This is a genomic window from Gordonia tangerina (genome assembly GCF_021556435.1).
In the GTDB taxonomy this organism is placed as follows: domain Bacteria; phylum Actinomycetota; class Actinomycetes; order Mycobacteriales; family Mycobacteriaceae; genus Gordonia; species Gordonia tangerina.
Genome location: NZ_JAKGCU010000019.1, coordinates 31,325 through 48,812, shown reverse-complemented (window position 1 = coordinate 48,812; position 17,488 = coordinate 31,325). Strand labels below are relative to the sequence as shown.

At 65.0% G+C, this 17,488-nt stretch carries 21 protein-coding genes; 8 read left to right on the top strand and 13 right to left on the bottom strand.

Features of this window, described 5'->3' with window-relative positions; all coding sequences use genetic code 11:
• Positions 1 to 89: 89 nt before the first annotated feature.
• The 3 genes from dtd to L1892_RS17860 are packed head-to-tail and all read left to right on the top strand — an operon-like array spanning position 90 to position 2,154.
• Entirely contained in the window at positions 90 to 536 is a 447-nt protein-coding gene (dtd, locus tag L1892_RS17870; RefSeq protein ID WP_235724992.1) for a D-aminoacyl-tRNA deacylase, read from the top strand.
• Between the two features lie 31 nt (positions 537 to 567).
• On the top strand, positions 568 to 1,422 hold the full coding sequence (gene fdhD / locus L1892_RS17865; protein WP_235724991.1) for a formate dehydrogenase accessory sulfurtransferase FdhD: 855 nt from the start codon (positions 568 to 570) through the stop codon (positions 1,420 to 1,422).
• Positions 1,423 to 1,431: 9 nt separating this feature from the next.
• Complete coding sequence (locus L1892_RS17860) at positions 1,432 to 2,154, top strand: TIGR00266 family protein (protein WP_235724990.1); 723 nt, start codon at positions 1,432 to 1,434, stop codon at positions 2,152 to 2,154.
• 409 nt (positions 2,155 to 2,563) lie between these two features.
• Here the strand turns inward: L1892_RS17860 and L1892_RS17855 are convergent, their stop codons facing one another.
• Complete coding sequence (locus tag L1892_RS17855) at positions 2,564 to 2,797, bottom strand: hypothetical protein (protein WP_235724989.1); 234 nt, start codon at positions 2,795 to 2,797, stop codon at positions 2,564 to 2,566.
• 112 nt (positions 2,798 to 2,909) lie between these two features.
• Here L1892_RS17855 and L1892_RS17850 point away from each other — a divergent pair, with 112 nt between their 5' ends.
• Positions 2,910 to 3,362, top strand: a complete 453-nt coding sequence (locus tag L1892_RS17850) for a hypothetical protein (protein WP_235724988.1) — start codon at positions 2,910 to 2,912, stop codon at positions 3,360 to 3,362.
• Positions 3,363 to 3,407: 45 nt separating this feature from the next.
• Complete coding sequence (locus L1892_RS24930) at positions 3,408 to 3,902, top strand: GreA/GreB family elongation factor (RefSeq protein WP_235724987.1); 495 nt, start codon at positions 3,408 to 3,410, stop codon at positions 3,900 to 3,902.
• 715 nt (positions 3,903 to 4,617) lie between these two features.
• Here the strand turns inward: L1892_RS24930 and L1892_RS25065 are convergent.
• Positions 4,618 to 4,878 carry a LysR substrate-binding domain-containing protein gene (locus L1892_RS25065; protein ID WP_266061532.1) on the bottom strand — a complete coding sequence of 87 codons (261 nt, stop codon included), beginning with the start codon at positions 4,876 to 4,878 and terminating at the stop codon, positions 4,618 to 4,620.
• Positions 4,879 to 5,020: 142 nt separating this feature from the next.
• Here L1892_RS25065 and gdhA point away from each other — a divergent pair, with 142 nt between their 5' ends.
• Positions 5,021 to 6,370 carry an NADP-specific glutamate dehydrogenase gene (gene gdhA / locus L1892_RS17840; RefSeq protein WP_235724986.1) on the top strand — a complete coding sequence of 450 codons (1,350 nt, stop codon included), beginning with the start codon at positions 5,021 to 5,023 and terminating at the stop codon, positions 6,368 to 6,370.
• A gap of 381 nt (positions 6,371 to 6,751) precedes the next feature.
• Here the strand turns inward: gdhA and L1892_RS17835 are convergent, their stop codons facing one another.
• The 11 genes from L1892_RS17835 to L1892_RS17785 all read right to left on the bottom strand — a co-directional run bounded on the left by L1892_RS17835 (position 6,752) and on the right by L1892_RS17785 (position 15,655).
• Entirely contained in the window at positions 6,752 to 8,821 is a 2,070-nt protein-coding gene (locus L1892_RS17835; protein WP_235725042.1) for an MprF family protein, read from the bottom strand.
• 146 nt (positions 8,822 to 8,967) lie between these two features.
• A complete protein-coding gene (map, locus tag L1892_RS17830) occupies positions 8,968 to 9,762 on the bottom strand; it encodes a type I methionyl aminopeptidase (protein ID WP_235724985.1) in 795 nt (264 codons plus the stop codon).
• A 31-nt stretch (positions 9,763 to 9,793) separates the two neighbouring features.
• Entirely contained in the window at positions 9,794 to 10,348 is a 555-nt protein-coding gene (locus L1892_RS17825; protein WP_235724984.1) for an adenylate kinase, read from the bottom strand.
• Positions 10,345 to 11,670, bottom strand: coding sequence for a preprotein translocase subunit SecY (gene secY / locus L1892_RS17820; RefSeq protein WP_235724983.1), 1,326 nt, complete (start codon positions 11,668 to 11,670; stop codon positions 10,345 to 10,347). Before secY ends, L1892_RS17825 begins: the two co-directional genes overlap by 4 nt.
• A gap of 215 nt (positions 11,671 to 11,885) precedes the next feature.
• Entirely contained in the window at positions 11,886 to 12,326 is a 441-nt protein-coding gene (rplO, locus tag L1892_RS17815; RefSeq protein WP_235724982.1) for a 50S ribosomal protein L15, read from the bottom strand.
• Complete coding sequence (gene rpmD, locus L1892_RS17810; RefSeq protein ID WP_187589711.1) at positions 12,326 to 12,508, bottom strand: 50S ribosomal protein L30; 183 nt, start codon at positions 12,506 to 12,508, stop codon at positions 12,326 to 12,328. The genes rplO and rpmD overlap by 1 nt, the downstream gene beginning before the upstream one ends.
• Before the next feature lie 5 nt (positions 12,509 to 12,513).
• The gene (gene rpsE, locus L1892_RS17805; protein WP_235724981.1) at positions 12,514 to 13,167 is read right to left on the bottom strand and encodes a 30S ribosomal protein S5; all 654 of its coding nucleotides are present in this window, start codon (positions 13,165 to 13,167) and stop codon (positions 12,514 to 12,516) included.
• A 46-nt stretch (positions 13,168 to 13,213) separates the two neighbouring features.
• Positions 13,214 to 13,618 (bottom strand): 50S ribosomal protein L18, encoded by a 405-nt coding sequence (gene rplR, locus L1892_RS17800; RefSeq protein ID WP_235724980.1) that lies wholly within the window; start codon positions 13,616 to 13,618, stop codon positions 13,214 to 13,216.
• Between the two features lie 3 nt (positions 13,619 to 13,621).
• A complete protein-coding gene (rplF, locus tag L1892_RS17795) occupies positions 13,622 to 14,158 on the bottom strand; it encodes a 50S ribosomal protein L6 (protein WP_235724979.1) in 537 nt (178 codons plus the stop codon).
• A 12-nt stretch (positions 14,159 to 14,170) separates the two neighbouring features.
• Entirely contained in the window at positions 14,171 to 14,569 is a 399-nt protein-coding gene (gene rpsH / locus L1892_RS17790; protein ID WP_235724978.1) for a 30S ribosomal protein S8, read from the bottom strand.
• A gap of 408 nt (positions 14,570 to 14,977) precedes the next feature.
• Positions 14,978 to 15,655 carry a YjbH domain-containing protein gene (locus tag L1892_RS17785; protein WP_235724977.1) on the bottom strand — a complete coding sequence of 226 codons (678 nt, stop codon included), beginning with the start codon at positions 15,653 to 15,655 and terminating at the stop codon, positions 14,978 to 14,980.
• 221 nt (positions 15,656 to 15,876) lie between these two features.
• Here L1892_RS17785 and L1892_RS17780 point away from each other — a divergent pair, with 221 nt between their 5' ends.
• Both L1892_RS17780 and L1892_RS17775 read left to right on the top strand, forming a co-directional pair.
• Positions 15,877 to 17,052 (top strand): PQQ-dependent sugar dehydrogenase, encoded by a 1,176-nt coding sequence (locus tag L1892_RS17780; RefSeq protein WP_235724976.1) that lies wholly within the window; start codon positions 15,877 to 15,879, stop codon positions 17,050 to 17,052.
• A gap of 4 nt (positions 17,053 to 17,056) precedes the next feature.
• Complete coding sequence (locus tag L1892_RS17775) at positions 17,057 to 17,386, top strand: cupin domain-containing protein (protein WP_235724975.1); 330 nt, start codon at positions 17,057 to 17,059, stop codon at positions 17,384 to 17,386.
• Positions 17,387 to 17,488 lie beyond the last annotated feature (102 nt).

Genomic DNA, 17,488 nt, shown 5'->3' with positions numbered 1-17,488 from the left:
AGCCCGACGACGACCAGAGCAGAAGGTCCCGACTGTCGCCGCACGACCGGCGCGGGTGGCCGTGCCGGCCTCGTGGCAGGCTGGTGCGCATGCGTGCAGTGATCCAACGGGTGAGTCGGGCGTCGGTGGCCGTCGATGACAAAACGGTCGGCGAGCTCGATCTCTCCGACGGCCGGCACGGCCTCGTCGCACTTGTCGGAGTCACCCACGACGACACATCCGCGCACGCCGCCACGCTGGCGGACAAGATCTGGCGGCTGCGCATCCTCGACGGAGACGACACACAGGCGTCGGCCGCCGACCTCGACGCACCGATCCTGGTGATCAGTCAGTTCACGCTGTATGCGAACACCGCGAAGGGCCGACGGCCGTCGTGGAACGGGGCCGCGCCGGGGTCGGTGGCCGAACCGCTCGTCGATGCGGTCGTCGACACGCTGCGCGAGCTGGGCGCGACGGTCGCCACCGGCCGCTTCGGTGCGCACATGGAGGTCTCCCTGGTCAACGACGGGCCGGTCACATTGATCGTCGACGTCTGATCAGGCCTCCGAGCATCGGTAGGCTGACCACGTGGGACGTATCACCACCCGTCGGCGGGTAACCAGGATTCGGCGTAACGCACCGCCATCGGCGCGCGCCGACGTGCTCGCCGTCGAGGAGCCGCTCGAGATCCGCGTCAACGGTCGCCCGTTGGTCGTCACCATGCGCACACCCGGCAATGACGTCGATCTGGCGTTCGGCTTTCTCGTGTCCGAAGGGGTGATCACCCGCGGCGATCAGGTCGAGGGCGCCCGCTATTGCGCCGGCGCCAACAACGATGGCGTCAACACCTACAACGTGCTCGATGTCGCACTGACCCCGGAAGTGCCGCCACCGGCACCGGAGCTGGCACGCAGCTTCACCACCACCAGTGCGTGTGGGGTGTGCGGCAAGGACAGCATCGACGCGGTGACCACCCGATCGGCTTTTCATCCCGGGTCCGACCCGCTGGTCGTCGACCCCGAGTTCCTGCTGGACCTTCCGACGCGGCTACGTGCAGGACAGTCGGTGTTCGACAAGACCGGTGGGCTGCACGCGGCGGCGCTCGTCGACGCCGCATCCGGCGACATCGTGGCACTCCGTGAGGATGTGGGGCGCCACAACGCGGTGGACAAGGTGATCGGTTGGGCGGCCGCCGCGCAACGACTTCCCTTGCGCGGGCACATTCTTCAGGTGTCCGGTCGCGCCAGCTTCGAGCTCGTGCAGAAGGCGGCGATGGCGGGGATACCGATGTTGTCGGCGGTATCGGCGCCGTCGTCGCTGGCCGCGGACCTGGCCGACGAACGCGGCATCACCCTTGTCGGGTTCTCCCGCGGCGAGTCGATGGTGCTCTACACGCGTGCCGATCGGGTGCAAACCCAGGCGGCGGTGACATCGTCGTCTTAAGCTGAGGTCGTGCAGACCCAGATCAACGGCACCACCATGCCCGTCCTCGAACTGACCCTCGATCCCGGCGAGCACATCATCGCCGAGGGCGGCGACGTCGCCTGGCTCACGCCCGGTTTCGACATGGAGACCTCCACGTCGTTCGGCTCCGGTGGCAAGGGCGGTTTCATGAGCGGTCTCAAGCGGATGCTCGGCGGCGGACAGTTGTTCCTGACGAAGTACACAGCGCCGTCGCGTGGCGGCTTCGTCGCATTCGCGGCCAGTATGCCCGGCCAGATCCGGCATCTGCAGATCGACGCGGCCGACGAGTTCATGGTGCAGAACGGCTCCTTCATGGTCAGCACCAACGACGTCGAGGTATCAGTGGGGCTGCAGCGCAAACTCGGAGTCGGTGTCTTCGGCGGCGCGGGCGTGATCTTCCAGAAGCTCTCCGGATCTGGCTCGGCCTGGGTCCAGCTGTCCGGCGAGATTGTCGAATACGACTTGGCTGCGGGCCAATCCATGCTCGTGCATCCCGGCCACCTGGCATTGTTCCGTGCCGAGATGCCGCTGGAGTTCGCGAAGGTCAAAGGCGTCAAGAACAAGTTCTTCGGCGACTCACTGTTCCTCGCCGAGATCCACGGACCGGGCCACATCTGGTTGCAGTCGATGACCCCGGACAAACTCGCCGCCGCCCTGGAGCCCTATCTGCCCAAGGAGAACTCGTCGTCGGTGCCGTCGGGCGCCAATTGAGTCCTGCATAGTCGAGATGGTCGCGACCCGTCCGTGGGTCGAAGAGCACGGGTCAATCGAACGCTCCTGCAGGTGCCACGCCCGTTCTGCGACAACCACGCACTCGATCACCCACCGAAACACCCATGTAGTAGCCCCAGGTGGCCTCCGACCCATCTCTGCGCAAGCCCGAGCGGGTCACCAGATGTTCACGCAGCTTCGACATGCCGCACGGATCGGAGCGAAGGTCGCTGGTCATCGACGGCGAGAAGCAGTCGAGAATACGCGCCTTACCGAATATCTATTCCTCGCGTCACACCAGCTCGTGGCCGTCGCGCAGGTCCGTCGATCTGTACCGCACGCCGGCTACCGCCGAGAATGCTCGTGCAAGGTCTCGAACAGAACGCCGAGGCCACCGTCAGGTCCGCCATCAACCACTCTTGCGTTTGCGAATGGCGACTGCGCCCACCTCGGCGCGCTTACGTTGACGCTGCGCTTTCAGTGCCAGACGTTTTTGCTTGGAACTGGTCTTCTTCTCCGCCATCGTTACCTCAATGCCGAAAGTGATCGCGGATAAAATCCGCTCCCTCGAGACCATAGCCGAGAATCCCACAAAGTCCAGGCGGGCCCAGGCGCAGTGGCGCAGGTATACGAAAATCGACATTCATTTCCTACCAGTGAATTTCCCGATCATCCCGCGCACGACGAGCGACTGGCTTTTTCTTTTTTTTGGGCTAGTGTCCATGGCACCCGCACCAGAAAAGGAGTGAGTGGCCGTGAAAGCGGTTGTGATGGAGTGTCGTATCCGAGTGTGTGCGTCGCGAGCTCGTCGCGATGCTTTCGTCGAGGCCGCAATCGAACAAGCCGCCGAGGCGTTTCCGCATCCGACCATGCGCTCGTGCGTGGTCGAGGAGAAGGCGTCTCGGATGCTCGCGCGGCAGTGGACTCAGGCCAATTCGAGCCGCGAAGAACCATGTCCGTCGACCTACGACATCTGCCTGGCCTTCGCTGACAGTTCTGGCAGACTCACCGCCGCGCGGTTGGAGAGCTTGTCACGCGACCTCCTGAGGACACTCGATTCGTCTACACACCAGTCGATGTCGGCCGAGGAGACCATTCCTTGGATTCTGACGCTGGTGTCGAGCACCGATCGGCGCGGACGGCGAGACATCGCCTTGCGCCATCCCGCCCTGGGACTGTCGACGTTGGCCCCCATGGTCGTCGGCTGAACGCGAATCTTCGAATTCATGATCCGTTGCAGTTATAGGAGAGACGTGACAATCGTGGAAACCATGTGGCCCGAGACTCGGCCCCGCGCTGAACTACATGACGAGGTCAATCGACTTTCGCAGGAGCGGATCACGGCGCATGCGGCGATGGTCGAACTACGCAGCGTGGGCGATCTCGAAAACAACGACGACTACCATCGCGCAGTACGCGTAGTCGAGATGCTCGACGCCCAACTCGTCCGCGTACGATCAATGCTCGCGTCCTCCAGCGACGGTTGGTCGATCCGGTCCGACGATCCGGGCCGCGCGCAAGAGGGATCAATCGTGACAGTGTCCTTCGATGACGACGTCGATGATGTCGCGCGTATTCATGTCGGCGATCCGACCCAAGAGCCGTTCGTCGGTGTCGAGACCTGCTCACCCGACTCCCCGCTGGGGCAGGCTGTTTTGGGATCTTCTGTGGGCGAGCGACATTCGTACCGCCTTCCCAACGGCACGGTCAGTACCATCACCATCCTGGAGTGTGTTCAACCAAGCTGAACGTGCGCGCCGTCCAAGGTTTCTGAATCACCCGGCGAGCGAGATCGCGCTCACTGTGATCACCGCGAGTTGCCAGCCGGCAACCGTGGTACTCGGGGCCCTCACCGAGGACGGCGCACGCCGCGATTCGCCCGAAACCACGTCGGAGCCTGGCGTGCACATGTTCTCACTCGGGGACCCGCGTAGGACCGATACACTGCCTGCCGGCGAGCAGGTGGTGATCGTCTGTCCGGTTCCCGCTGCGTCATCAACTCTCCTGCCGTCGAGCTGGCGGAAACGAATCACTATGTTCCGCCATCGATCTCGAATGGTGACCACTGCCGGCGATGTCGCGGCCGCGGCGGAATCGTGTCGACTGCTCGTCATGTCAGACGGACGGGGCCGCTCGAGGCGGGAGCGTCTCGAGTTCACCGAAGAGCTCGCCCGGGCGATCACGTATCACGCGGAGATCAATGGCGGCAGAGTGGAATCGATGTCCGCAATCATGATCGACGGCGCGTCGGTGTCGGTGGATCGTGGGCTGGATCTGCTGTCGAGATGGTGCCGTCGGCATGTCGAACAGATCACGAACGCAGCAGCCGCAGGAACTCCTGCGCGGCCGGATCAAACGGTCCACCGTCGCGCGCGATGAGTGCCACAGACCGGTTCGCGGACGTTGCGGTCTGCAACTCGACCGATCGCACAGCGGGTGACCGGACTGCGATCGCAGCTGGTATCACCGCGACGCCCAGACCAATGGTTCGTGGTAACTGGTGAGAACCTCGCACGGGTGATCAAGTGGTCTATCGTCGAGCGCGATGAAAGCCATGTCGAGGCCACCTCGGAGCAGGTTCTGCATGACAAGCACGAGGGGGGAGATGTCCTCGACGAACTCGATCTTTACCCCTGGATGAGGTCGGTGGTAGTCGGCGAGCACAGCCGGTAAGTCCACCGTCGTGAACGTCTGCGCATGCCCGACGGTCGACTGGTCGATCACACCCCGCACCGGCGCCCGGGTGCGTGACGATGGTCATGTCGTCTGGGATTCTGTCGACCGATAGGCTCGCGAGGAGCTGTCGCCTCACCACATCGCGTTGGAAGGCGACGACAGACAGATTTTGACAGGAGGTCGCGCAGACGTGACGAGACTCGACGGAAAGATCAGCGATCTCTACGACGAGGTCGTCGCCCGCAATCCGGGCGAGGCAGAGTTCCACCAGGCGGTGCACGAGGTCTTCGACAGCCTCGGGCTGGTGTTGGCACAGCATCCGCACTACGCAGATGCCGGCATCATCAAGCGGCTCTGCGAACCGGAACGTCAGATCATCTTCCGCGTTCCGTGGGTGGACGACGACGGGAGAGTCCAGATCAACCGCGGGTTTCGCGTGGAGTTCAATTCTGCGCTCGGACCATACAAGGGTGGCCTCCGCTTTCACCCCACTGTGTACCTGGGCGTCGTGAAGTTCCTCGGCTTCGAGCAGATCTTCAAGAACGCTCTGACCGGTCTGCCCATCGGCGGCGGCAAGGGGGGCGCCGATTTCGACCCCAAGGGGCGCTCGGACGGTGAGGTGATGCGTTTCTGCCAGTCCTTCATGACCGAGCTCTACCGGCACATCGGCGAGTACACCGATGTACCGGCCGGGGACACCGGCGTAGGCGGCCGAGAAATCGGATATCTCTTCGGTCAGTACAAGCGGATCACCAACCGCTATGAGTCGGGAGTGCTCACCGGCAAGGGGCTTGCATGGGGCGGCTCCCAGGTGCGTACCGAGGCGACGGGCTACGGCGTCGTCTACTTCGTCCAAGAGATGTTGGCCGCGTCGGGAGCGCAGTTCGATGGCCGACGGGTCGTGGTATCCGGCTCCGGCAACGTGGCACTTCATGCGATCGAGAAGGTGCAGCAGCTCGGTGGACACGTCGTGGCATGTTCGGACTCCAATGGCTATGTCATCGACGACAAAGGGATCGACCTCGCCGCGTTGAAGCAGGTGAAGGAAGTCGAGCGCGGACGCATCTCCGACTATGTGGAGCATCGCGGCGAGAGCGCCCGCTCGGTCACCTCCGGGTCCATCTGGGACGTGCCCGCTGACATCGCGATCCCCTGCGCCACCCAGAACGAACTCGATGCCGACGGCGCACAGGCGCTGATCGACAATGGTTGCCAGATCGTGGCCGAAGGCGCGAACATGCCGTGCACGCCCGATGCGATTCGCGCTTTCGCTCGCGCGGGCGTGCGGTTCGCCCCCGGAAAAGCCGCCAACGCGGGGGGCGTCGCCACGAGCGCACTCGAGATGCAGCAGAACGCTTCTCGCGATTCCTGGAGCTTCGAGCACACCGAGGATCGTCTCTCCGACATCATGAGCGCGATCCATCACACCTGTCTGGCCACCGCCGATGAGTACGGCGTTCCGGGCGACTACGTCCTGGGCGCCAACATTGCGTCTTTTACCCATGTGGCCGACGCGATGCTCTCGCTGGGTGTGATCTGAGACGATGACCGACGAGGATGCCCTATCGTCCATACGTCGATGGCACGACTCAGGTGGCGTCGTCGAGATTCTGTCGCTACGGCACGACGAAGCGGTCGTGTCACTGCGAACCTGTGACGCGGGCGAAGAGATGACTCGGCTACGCAGTACCGACCCCGCGGTCCTGCGATGGATCGACCAACATATCGGGGATGACTCTCGATCCGAATAGACGTTCTCGATGATCGCGGAGTACCCGTCGGCGATCGTGCGTGGATTGAGGTCGTTGGCCAGGGAGGTGACCACGGCGCCCCTGGCGACCAGGTGTCATCAACGATGGCAAGGTTCTCGACCTACGCAGGACAATCTGGGTTGCAGCCCATTCGCAGCGACGAGGCACCATCAGTCGCCGCCGCGCGAGGCCGCCAACCGCACCAGCTGACGCGGAGTCGCATCGGGAAGATACGCCCTGCTGATCGCCACGCCGATACGCGGAAGGTCGGCCTCGTCGCGATAGGCGAGGTACACCGCCTCATAGCGCGGATTGAACTTCTTCTTGAAGACATGTAGCGATCGAAAGCCGTAGAACGGTTCCATCGCCGCACCGAGACTGTCCAGCACCCGATCCATCCGCTCGGGCTCCGGCGCGTCCTCACTGTGCGCCAACGGTGCGCCGGACAGGGAAATGAACTGTGCCCCTTCGCCAGAGAAGATCACCGCAGATGACGCGATCAGATACTCGATGACCGGCCCGAAGCCGTCGGTCCGTCGACGCATGATGTCGAGGGTCCAGCCGCGGATCTCGCCACCGGTAGCGTAGACCGGCAGCCACGACAGCACGCCGTGCACACTGCCCTCGTCGTCGAGCGCCAGCGCCACCCGCACCTCGGGATCCATCGCCTCGTCGACGCTGCCGAGCGTGAAACCCATTTCCGGCAGCCCCTTGTCCCCCACCCATTCCTCGGAGATGGCCCGGACCTGCGACTTGATCGAGAACGGTTCGGCGGACAGATCCGTCACCCGGCATGAGATCGATTGCTTCTTGGCCTTGTTCAGCGCCGACCGCACGTGCTGCCACTTCTTGCCGGTGAACGCGAGGTCGGTCAGGTCGACGATCGTGTCCTCGGCGATCTGCACGCTGCGCCAGCCCAGTTCCTCTGCCGCACGGGCGGTGTCCGCACCGACCGAGAACCAGCAGGGCGTCTTCCCGCTCCGCTCCGCAAGATCGATGAAACCCTGCACGGTCGGCAGCAGCTCGTCGTCGTCACACACGGGATCGGCCAATGCCAGCAGGGTGCCCATGTGGCTCTGATACGCCACCACACCGGACCCGTTCGCGGAGAACAGGTAATCGTTTCCGGGCCAGGTGATCATCCACGACATGGTGCCGCCACCGTGCTCGCGCACCAGATCCTTGACGGCGGCGACCGGATCGTCGCCGGCAGGCCCGTCGTACTTGACCCGCCACGGCACCCGGAAGGCGAACCGCCCGGGGATCAGGATGGCCAACTCCACGGCCCACAGCAGTGACGTCCCCATGGTCACGGAGCCCTCGGAGTCGAAATCCCTCGTCACGGCGAGCAGCACCAGGACCACGACGGTGATGCTGACGGTGAGCGAACCCAGCACCACGGCCACCCACCACGCCCACCGACGGCCGCGCCGGAGCTGATCGGCGATGAGCACGTTGATGACGACGCCGATCAGGATGGACCACACGGAGTCGTCATCGGCGGCGTCGGTCGGCCCGAACGGTCCGTCGGTCGGGAACATCCACACGACCAGACTCGCGGCCGCGATGACCAGCACACCGATGCAGGCCAGCAGCCGAACCTCCCGTCGGGTGCGAGCGAAGAACCCGTGTTCGTCAGTGCTGAACCATTTCTCACCGATCCACAGCATCACCACGACCGCCACCACATACTGCGTGGTCGCCAACGTCCCTTCGAAGAGAAACGTGATGGCGACCGCCGCGGCCAGCAGCGCTCGCAGCCGAAGTCGCCACGGCGAGCGCAAGGTCGCCGTCGCGACCGCGACGGCGCAGATCACCATCGTCATGGCGCCGGTGGTCCGTGTGTCGGCCAGTTGCTCGGCCCATCCCCAGGACAGCCCACCACGGGTCAACAGCCACAACGCAATCGCGCAGATCAGCTCGGCCAGCACGAAACCACCGATGGCGACCATCGACACCTGAACGGTCCCCAAACGCCATTCCGCCCAACCGATCCCGACAGCCACCGCGATCAGCGCGACCACGTATGTGCCGGGGCTCGTCTCCACCACGCCGGACGACAGCAGCGTCCACCACCGGAGATCGCCGAGCGACGGCAGACCGAATGCCACATCGGAGTACCAACTCTTCTCCGGCGCCCGCCCCCACAACGATCCGGTGATGACACCGACGATGAGGATCAGCGACCACAGACCGATGGTGAATGGGACGCGGCCGACAATTCGCCGGGCATCGGACATCCTTGCGCGGACACCACCGGCGATGTCTGCGTTTGCCGCGGTTTCCTCGGTCGTGACCATCGCCCACCGTCCGGTCCAGGTTTCGTCTGGAGGTCAGCCTAGCAACGCATCACCAGGTTCACCTGCGTTCCGGCGCAGGTGAGCGATCAGTTCGGCCGTGTGGTGAGGATCCGCGGACCGTCGCCGGTCACCACGACGGTGTGCTCCCAGTGCGCTGCGCGCGACCCGTCGTCGGTGACGACGGTCCAGTCGTCGTCGAGGACCGATGTCTCGGTGGTACCCAACGTGAGCATCGGCTCGATGGCCAGCGTCGAACCGATCACCAACCGCGGACCGCGGTTGGGTTTGCCCTCATTGGCGAGGAACGGCTCCATGTGCATCTCTCTGCCGATCCCGTGACCGCCGTACCCGGCGACGATGCCGAAGGAACGCCCGAACTTCTGTTCGGCGGCACGGGTACCGAGTTCGATGGCATGCGAGATGTCGGTGAGCCGGGCGCCGTCGACCATGGCGGCGATACCGGCCTCCATCGACAGACGCGTGGCCTCGGACAGTTCCGCATCCGCGGTGGAGAGCTCCCCCACCCCGAACGTCCATGCCGAGTCACCATGCCAACCATCGAGAATGGCGCCGCAGTCGATGGACACCAGGTCGCCTTCGGCGAGGACCACATCCGTCGACGGGATGCCGTGGACCACTACCTCGTTGACCGAGCTGCAGATCGATCCGGGAAAGCCGTGGTAGCCCTTGAAGGACGGGATCGCCCCGGCATCCCGGATCACCGACTCGGCGACCTCGTCGAGATCCAGGGTGGTGGCCCCGACCGTCGCGGCCGCGCGCACCGCAACGAGGGCGGCGCCGACGACCGCGCCGGCCGCCGCCATGGCGTCGACCTCACCGGGCGTCCGGAACGGCACAGGTTTGGGTTTACGAAAAGCCATGAGCAGATGGGCTACGGTGCCGTGGTGCCGATCAGGACACGCCCGCACCCAGCGCGCTGAGCACACGCTGGTGGACGTCCTGCACGTCGCCGACGGCGTCGATGGTCTTGACCTCGTCGCCGTAGTACTCGAGCAACGGTGCGGTCTCCTTGGTGTAGACCGCCATCCGGTTGCGGATCACCTCTTCGGTGTCGTCGGCGCGGCCACGGGCCATCATCCGCTCCACCACGACGTCGGTGTCGACGACGAACGACAGCACGGCATCGAGGCCGGTGTCGAGCTTGGCGAGAATGTCTTTGAGTGCGTCGGCCTGCTCGGTCGAGCGCGGGAACCCGTCGAGAATGAATCCCTTGGCAGCATCGGGCTCGGCCACCCGGGCACGAACCATGTCGACCGTGATCTCCGAGGGCACCAGGTCACCGGCATCGAGATAACGCTTGGCCTCGATGCCGACCGCGGTTCCCTGGGAGATGTTGGCACGGAACAGGTCACCGGTGGAGATGTGCGGGATGCCGATCGCCTCGGACAGCAGTTCCGCCTGGGTACCCTTGCCGGCGCCGGGGGGGCCGAGAATGACGAGTCTCACTTGAGGAATCCTTCGTACTTACGTTGCATCAATTGACTGTTGACTTGCTTCATCGTGTCCAGACCCACACCGACCATGATCAACACGGCCGTGCCCCCAAATGGCAAGTTCTGCACACCACCGCTGTTACCGATCTCGAGGAACAGGTTGGGCAGTACGGCGATGATACCCAGGTAAATCGACCCCGGCAGTGTGATGCGGCTCAACACATAGCCCAGGTAGTCGGCGGTCGGCTGGCCCGGACGGATTCCCGGGATGAAGCCGCCGTACTTCTTCATGTCCTCGGCGCGCTCCTCCGGATTGAAGGTGACGGCGACGTAGAAGTAGGTGAAGAAGATGATCATCAGGAAGTACACGACGATGTAGACCCAGCTCCCCGGGTCGGTGAGGTACTCGCTGATGTAGCGCTGCCAGGTGGACTGTTCGCCCGCCGGATCCTGGGTCAGCTGCAAGATGAGCTGCGGAAGATACAGCAGTGATGAGGCGAAGATCACTGGGATGACGCCGGCCTGGTTGACCTTCAGCGGCAGATACGTCGACGATCCGCCGTACATCTTGCGGCCCACCATGCGTTTGGCGTACTGCACCGGGATGCGGCGCTGGCCCTGCTCGATGAACACCACGCCGGCGACGATGAGCAGCGCCGCAACGCAGACCAGGCCGAACACCAGTCCCCCACGGGTGTCCAGGATGTTTTTACCCTCGGCCGGGATTCGGGCGGCGATACCGGCGAAGATCAACAGCGACATGCCGTTGCCGACACCGCGCTCGGTGATGAGCTCGCCGAACCACATGACCACACAGGCGCCGGCAGTCATCACCAGCACGATGATGGCCAGACCGAAGATCGACTGGTCGTTGATGATCTGGTCGCCGACTGAACAGTCGGCCAGTAGCTGTCCGCGATCGGCGAGTGCGACGATGCCGGTGGACTGCAGCAGGGCCAGCGCCACCGTGAGGTAGCGGGTGTACTGCGTCATCTTGGCCTGGCCGGACTGACCTTCCTTGCGCAGCTGCTCGAAGCGTGGGATCACCACCGTCAGCAGCTGCACGATGATGCTGGCGGTGATGTAGGGCATGATGCCGATCGCGAACACGGACAGCTGCAGCAGCGCGCCGCCCGAGAACAGGCTGATCAGCGAGTAGATGTTGGCCGAGTCGCCCTGCGACACCTCATCGAGGCACGCTCGTACGGCCTGATAATCGACGCCGGGCGATGGGATGGTCGCTCCCAACCGGTACAGCACGATGATGCCGATGACGAAGAGGATCTTCTTCCTCAGATCGGGCGTCCTAAAGGCCGCGACGAGGGGGGAAAGCACTAACTCCTCCTAGGAACGACCACGCGACGAGGACTCGCATCCCCCACGTGCTCGGCAATCGACGTTGATCGAAGCGTCAAGACAACGCTTGAACTCTAACAGTCACGTCATCGGCGCTCGTCAGCGCGACGGCCCGGTGTCCGGCTTGTCCGACGTGACACGACGGACGGCTGCACGGAAGTCCGTGAAGCCGTCCGTCGGTCAGCGGTGACGACTCAGAGTTCGGTCGCGCTGCCGCCGGCAGCCGCGATCTTCTCCTTGGCCGAAGCCGTGAACTTGTTGGCGGTGACGTCGACCTTCACGCCGAGGTCCCCGTCGCCGAGCACCTTGACGAGCTGGTTCTTACGAACCGCACCGGCGGCGACGAGCTCGTCGACACCGATGGAGCCGCCCTGCGGGAACAGCCGTGCGATATCGCCCACGTTGACGACCTGGTACTCGACCCGGTTGTTGTTCTTGAAGCCCTTGAGCTTCGGCAACCGCATGTGGATCGGCATCTGGCCACCCTCGAAGGCGGCGGGCACGTTCTTACGCGCCTTGGTTCCCTTGGTGCCGCGGCCTGCGGTCTTACCCTTGGACCCCTCACCGCGACCCACACGGGTCTTCTCGGTCTTCGCGCCCGGAGCGGGGCGAAGGTGATGGAGCTTGATTGTCATTACTTGACCTCTTCGACTGTCACGAGGTGCCGAACCACGTTGATGAGGCCGCGGTTGATCGGGGTGTCCTCGCGGGTGACCGACTTGCGGATGCCCTTCAGTCCGAGGGTCCGCAGGCTGTCACGCTGGTTCTGTTTGGTACCGATGGTGCCCTTGATCTGGGTGATCTTCAGCTCTGCCATCACTCTCACGCTCCCTGGCCCGCGCGCGCCCGCAGCATGCCCGCGGGTGCGACATCTTCGATCGGCAGACCACGACGTGCGGCGACCTCCTCCGGCCGCTGCAACATCTTCAGCGCGGCAACGGTGGCGTGGACCACGTTGATCGCGTTGTCGCTGCCGAGGCTCTTGGCGAGCACGTCGTGCACGCCCGCGCACTCCAGCACGGCACGCACCGCGCCACCGGCGATCACACCGGTACCGGGGCTGGCCGGACGGAGCATCACGACACCGGCGGCGGCCTCACCCTGCACCGGGTGGGTCACCGTGCCGCCGATCAGCGGCACGCGGAAGAAGTTCTTGCGAGCCTCTTCGACGCCCTTCTGGATCGCGGCCGGGACTTCCTTGGCCTTGCCGTAGCCGACACCGACCATGCCCTGGCCGTCGCCGACCACCACGAGTGCGGTGAAGGAGAAGCGACGGCCACCCTTCACCACCTTCGAGACACGGTTGATGGCGACCACGCGCTCGAGCTGGTTGCGATCCTCGCGATCACGGCCGCCGCGGTCGTCGCGACGACCACGGCCGCGACGCTCGCCGCGCTGGTCGTTGTTGCCGCCGGTGGCGGCGTTGTTGTCGTTTCCGGCGGGTCCGTTTCCGCCGTCACGCTGACGTCCGGGCATCAGAGGTTCCCTCCGGTCATGGTGGTGTAGCTGGTGTAGATGGTCATCAGAAGGTCAGCCCTCCCTCGCGGGCGGCGTCGGCGAGTGCGGCGATCCGGCCGTGGTACTCCTTGCCACCACGGTCGAACACGACGGTCTCGACGCCAGCTGCCTTGGCACGGGCGGCGATCAGTTCGCCGACCTTGCGGGCCTGCGCGGACTTGTCGCCACCGGCGGCGCGAACGTCGGCCTCGATGGACGACGCCGCGGCCAGGGTCTTGCCGGCCAGGTCGTCGATCAACTGCACGTGGATGTGGCGCGAGCTGCGCTTGACCGACAGACGCGGACGCTCGGGGGTGCCGCTGACCTTCTTGCGCAGACGGAAGTGCCGGTTGGCGGTCGCGGTGCGACGACGCGTCGACACGTCCTTGCCCAGGGGCTTGCGAACAGTTTTGGTTGCTGTATCACTCATGGCTTACTTACCCGTCTTTCCGACCTTGCGACGGATCTGCTCACCCTCGTAGCGAATGCCCTTGCCCTTGTAGGGGTCCGGACGACGCAGGCGGCGGATGTTCGCCGAGATCTGGCCGACTTGCTGCTTGTCGATACCCGAGATCGAGAACTTCGTGGGTGATTCCACGGCGAAGGAGATGCCTTCGGGCGCCTCGATCGGAACGGGATGGCTGTAGCCCAGGGCGAACTCGAGGTCACTGCCCTTGGCCTGCACGCGGTAGCCGACACCGAAGATCTCCATCTTCGTGGTGTAGCCCTGCGTGACGCCGACGACGAGGTTGTTCACCAGCGTGCGGCTCAGGCCGTGCAGGGAACGGTTGCGACGCTCGTCGTTCGGCCGGGTGACAACGATCGTGTTGTCTTCCTTGGCGACGGTGATCGGCTCCGACAGAGTGACGCTCAGCTCACCCTTGGGGCCCTTCACCCGCACGTCCTGCCCGTCGATGGTGACGTCGACGCCGGCAGGGATCTCGATGGGGCTCTTTCCAATACGCGACATGTGAGGACTCCCCTACCAGACGTAGGCGAGGACTTCGCCGCCCACGCCCTGGTTCGCTGCCTGGCGGTCGGTGAGCAGGCCCGACGACGTGGAGATGATGGCCACGCCGAGGCCGCCCAGCACCTTGGGCAGGTTGGTGGACTTTGCATACACCCGCAGGCCCGGCTTGGACACGCGACGCAGACCGGCGATGCTGCGCTCACGGCTGGGGCCGTACTTCAGGGTGACGACGAGGTTCTTGCCGATCTCCGCATCTTCGGTGCGGTACTCGGTGATGTAGCCCTCGCGCTTGAGGATCTCGGCGATGTTCACCTTGATCTTCGACGACGGCAGGGTCACCTCGTCGTGGAACGCCGAGTTGGCGTTACGCAGACGTGTCAAGAAGTCTGCGATCGGGTCAGTCATGGTCATGGTTGACCGTCAACCTTTCTCGTAGCGGTTCCCATACAGCGCCGGACACGGGAAAATGATCCCTGACCTGCGGTGGGCCTTCCACGAAGTGGATAGTTGTGCATAAGGTTCTTGCCGCCGATGCCCCTGGCTTTTCACCAGCACCGGCGACTGTTCAGTTGTGGTGAGCAGCCCGCCACGGGCAGGCAACCGTTCAAGTGTAGAGAATTGGCTGGCCAGACCCAAATCGTTGCGGGAGGTTCCTCACGGAGCGGGCGTCGCGGGCTCGGGTCACCGGGTTTCGATACGCGCCGGCTCGCAAGCTCGCGCGGCGCTACTCAACCAGCAGGTGGGGTACTCCACCGGCGCGCGGCCCCCACCGGTGATCGAGTAGCCCGCGAGCCCCCCGGGCGAGCGAGCGTATCGAGATCACCGCGGCCCGACTTCGAAGTCGTACCGCGACGTCGGCACGACATCCAGATTCTGGTGCGCGCCGAACCGCGCAACACTCTCCAGCATTCGCGTCATGCGACGTTCGAGCTCTTGCTGATCTCCCCCGCTGCCATAGAACGCGTGGACGTCGGACACCGCGTCCATTGCGAACAGCTCCTCGACGATGGCGTCGACGACCGGGGCGTCCCGGGTGAGCGCCCGTTCGACGATGTTCTGGACATAGCCGAAGGTCGCCTGGGTCTCGATCGCCACGCGGGTGTGATCGTCGAGCCAGATGCGCAGCCAGTCGGCACGCGGCAGGTCGACCGGTCGCCGCAGGAAGGCGACGTTGGCCAGCGCGTCGATCCGGGAGCCGTCGGCCGGCAGCGCGGGGTGCAGCGGGGTGCGTTCATCGACCTGCCAGGCGGCCATTGCGCCCACCCGTACATCGAGCAGGTCGAGAACGTCGGTCGGATCGTCGGCCCAGATGCTCACCACCGCATCGATCGGTGGGTCGAATTCGCTGATCCGCATCGCCCCGGCCACCGCGGCGTCGCTGATGTTCACCTGGAGCCGCTGTGCGCCGGCCGCGGCACAGGCATCCCGAAATCCGCCGGACAGCAGGGCCGATGTCGGGTCGTCGTCCCAGATCGCCGCAATCGTCTTCGCCGCCATGTTGGCGACGTTAGCCGGTCGGTGTCGGACCGGCCGGAGGCGGATGATCGTCGCGCGGGTGGACTCGGATCGCGCGGGTCGGCTCGGGTCGCGCGAGCGGTCGACGAGCCGCGCCTTCGGAGCGGACCTGCGTGTTGCGAGACGACCTGCGTGGCCGACCGGATGCGGTTCGGCAGATTCGGGGCGGGCACGCTTCCGACAATTCGGGCACCATCGATGTCATGGACCGCCGACAGTTCTTGACCGCCGGAGCGCTGGCGGGCGTGGCCGGCTTCGTCGCTTCCTGCGCCGACGTCGAGCCCATCACGTCGCCGTCGTCCGACTCCGACCTCACGTCCGATGCACCACCCACGACCGACGCCGCGTCGCCCACGGTGACCGCGACGGTCGCCGAGGGCCTCAATGTGCCGTGGGCCATCACCTTCCTGCGTGACGGTTCGGCCCTGGTGACCCAGCGAGACGACGCCACGATCGTGCGGATCTCCCCCGACGGGGACGTCCGCACGGTCGGGGACATCTCCGACGCCGCACCCCGCGGCGAGGGAGGCCTGCAAGGCATCGCGCTCGGCACCGACGAGGACACGGTGTTCGTGTACTACACCACCGAACGTGACAACCGGTTGGTGCGGATGGAGTTCGACGGCGAACGGGTCTGGAACCCGAGGCCGCTGATCACCGGCCTCGACACCGCGTTCAACCATCACGGCGGCGCCGTCGTTCGTGGGCCCGAGGGCTTCCTCTATGTCGCGGTCGGCGACGCGACCCAGCCCGAGGTCGCCCAGGATGTCAACGCGTTGAACGGCAAGATCCTGCGCGTCGACGACGACGGCCGTCCGGCTCCGAATAACCCCTTCGGCAACGAGGTGTGGTCGATGGGACATCGCAACAACGAGGGCCTGGCGTTCGACGGCGCCGGGCGGTTGTGGGCCAGCGAATTCGGTCAGGACCGACGCGATGAACTCAACCTCATCGAACGCGGCGGCAATTACGGGTGGCCGCAGTTCGAGGGCGAATCCGACGATCCCCGCTTCATCGCACCGATGACCACCTGGTCCACCGACCAGGCCTCGCCGGCGGGTCTCGCGATCATCGGCGGCCAGGCGTACATGGCGGCGTTGCGTGGGCGCCGGCTGTGGCAGATACCGCTCGGGGCTGGCACCGATGTCGGCGAACCGCAGGCACTGTTCGACGACACATACGGCCGGTTGCGGGCCGTGGCCGCGGCCCCGGACGGATCGCTGTGGGTCAGCACGAGCAACACCGACGGGCGTGGAGCGTCCGCACCCGGCGATGACCGCATCCTGCGCGTCACGGTGTGCGTCGACCGGCCAGGCGTCCTGCCTTCGGCGATTTCGACGAGAAGGGTCGCTCCCGACCGGAGACGGTGCGAAAGTTGACGGTATGGATGCCACCCGCCTGCCCGAACTCGTCGACCGACTGCTCACCACCGCGCATTCCGCCAGCAGCGGCCGGGCTGCCCAGACCCTCTACGGCAGTGCCGATCATCGCCTGCGCCAGACGGTCATCGCCCTTGTTGCCGGGAACCGGATGGCCGATCACGAGAGTCCGGGAGAGGCGAGTCTGCAGATCTTGCGCGGACACGTCACGCTGAGCACCGCGACCGAGAAATGGGAGGGCATCGACGGCGATCTGTTGGCCATCCCAGACGAACGCCACGGCTTGGTGGCACAACAGGATTCGGCCGTCCTACTCACAGTGGCGACCAGCTGACATCCACCTCGGGCACACCAGACGCCGAACCTCACCGACCACGTGCGCGGTTGTGAGCAACAGCGGTTCATCAACTGATTTCCCGCATTTCACCAATCGACG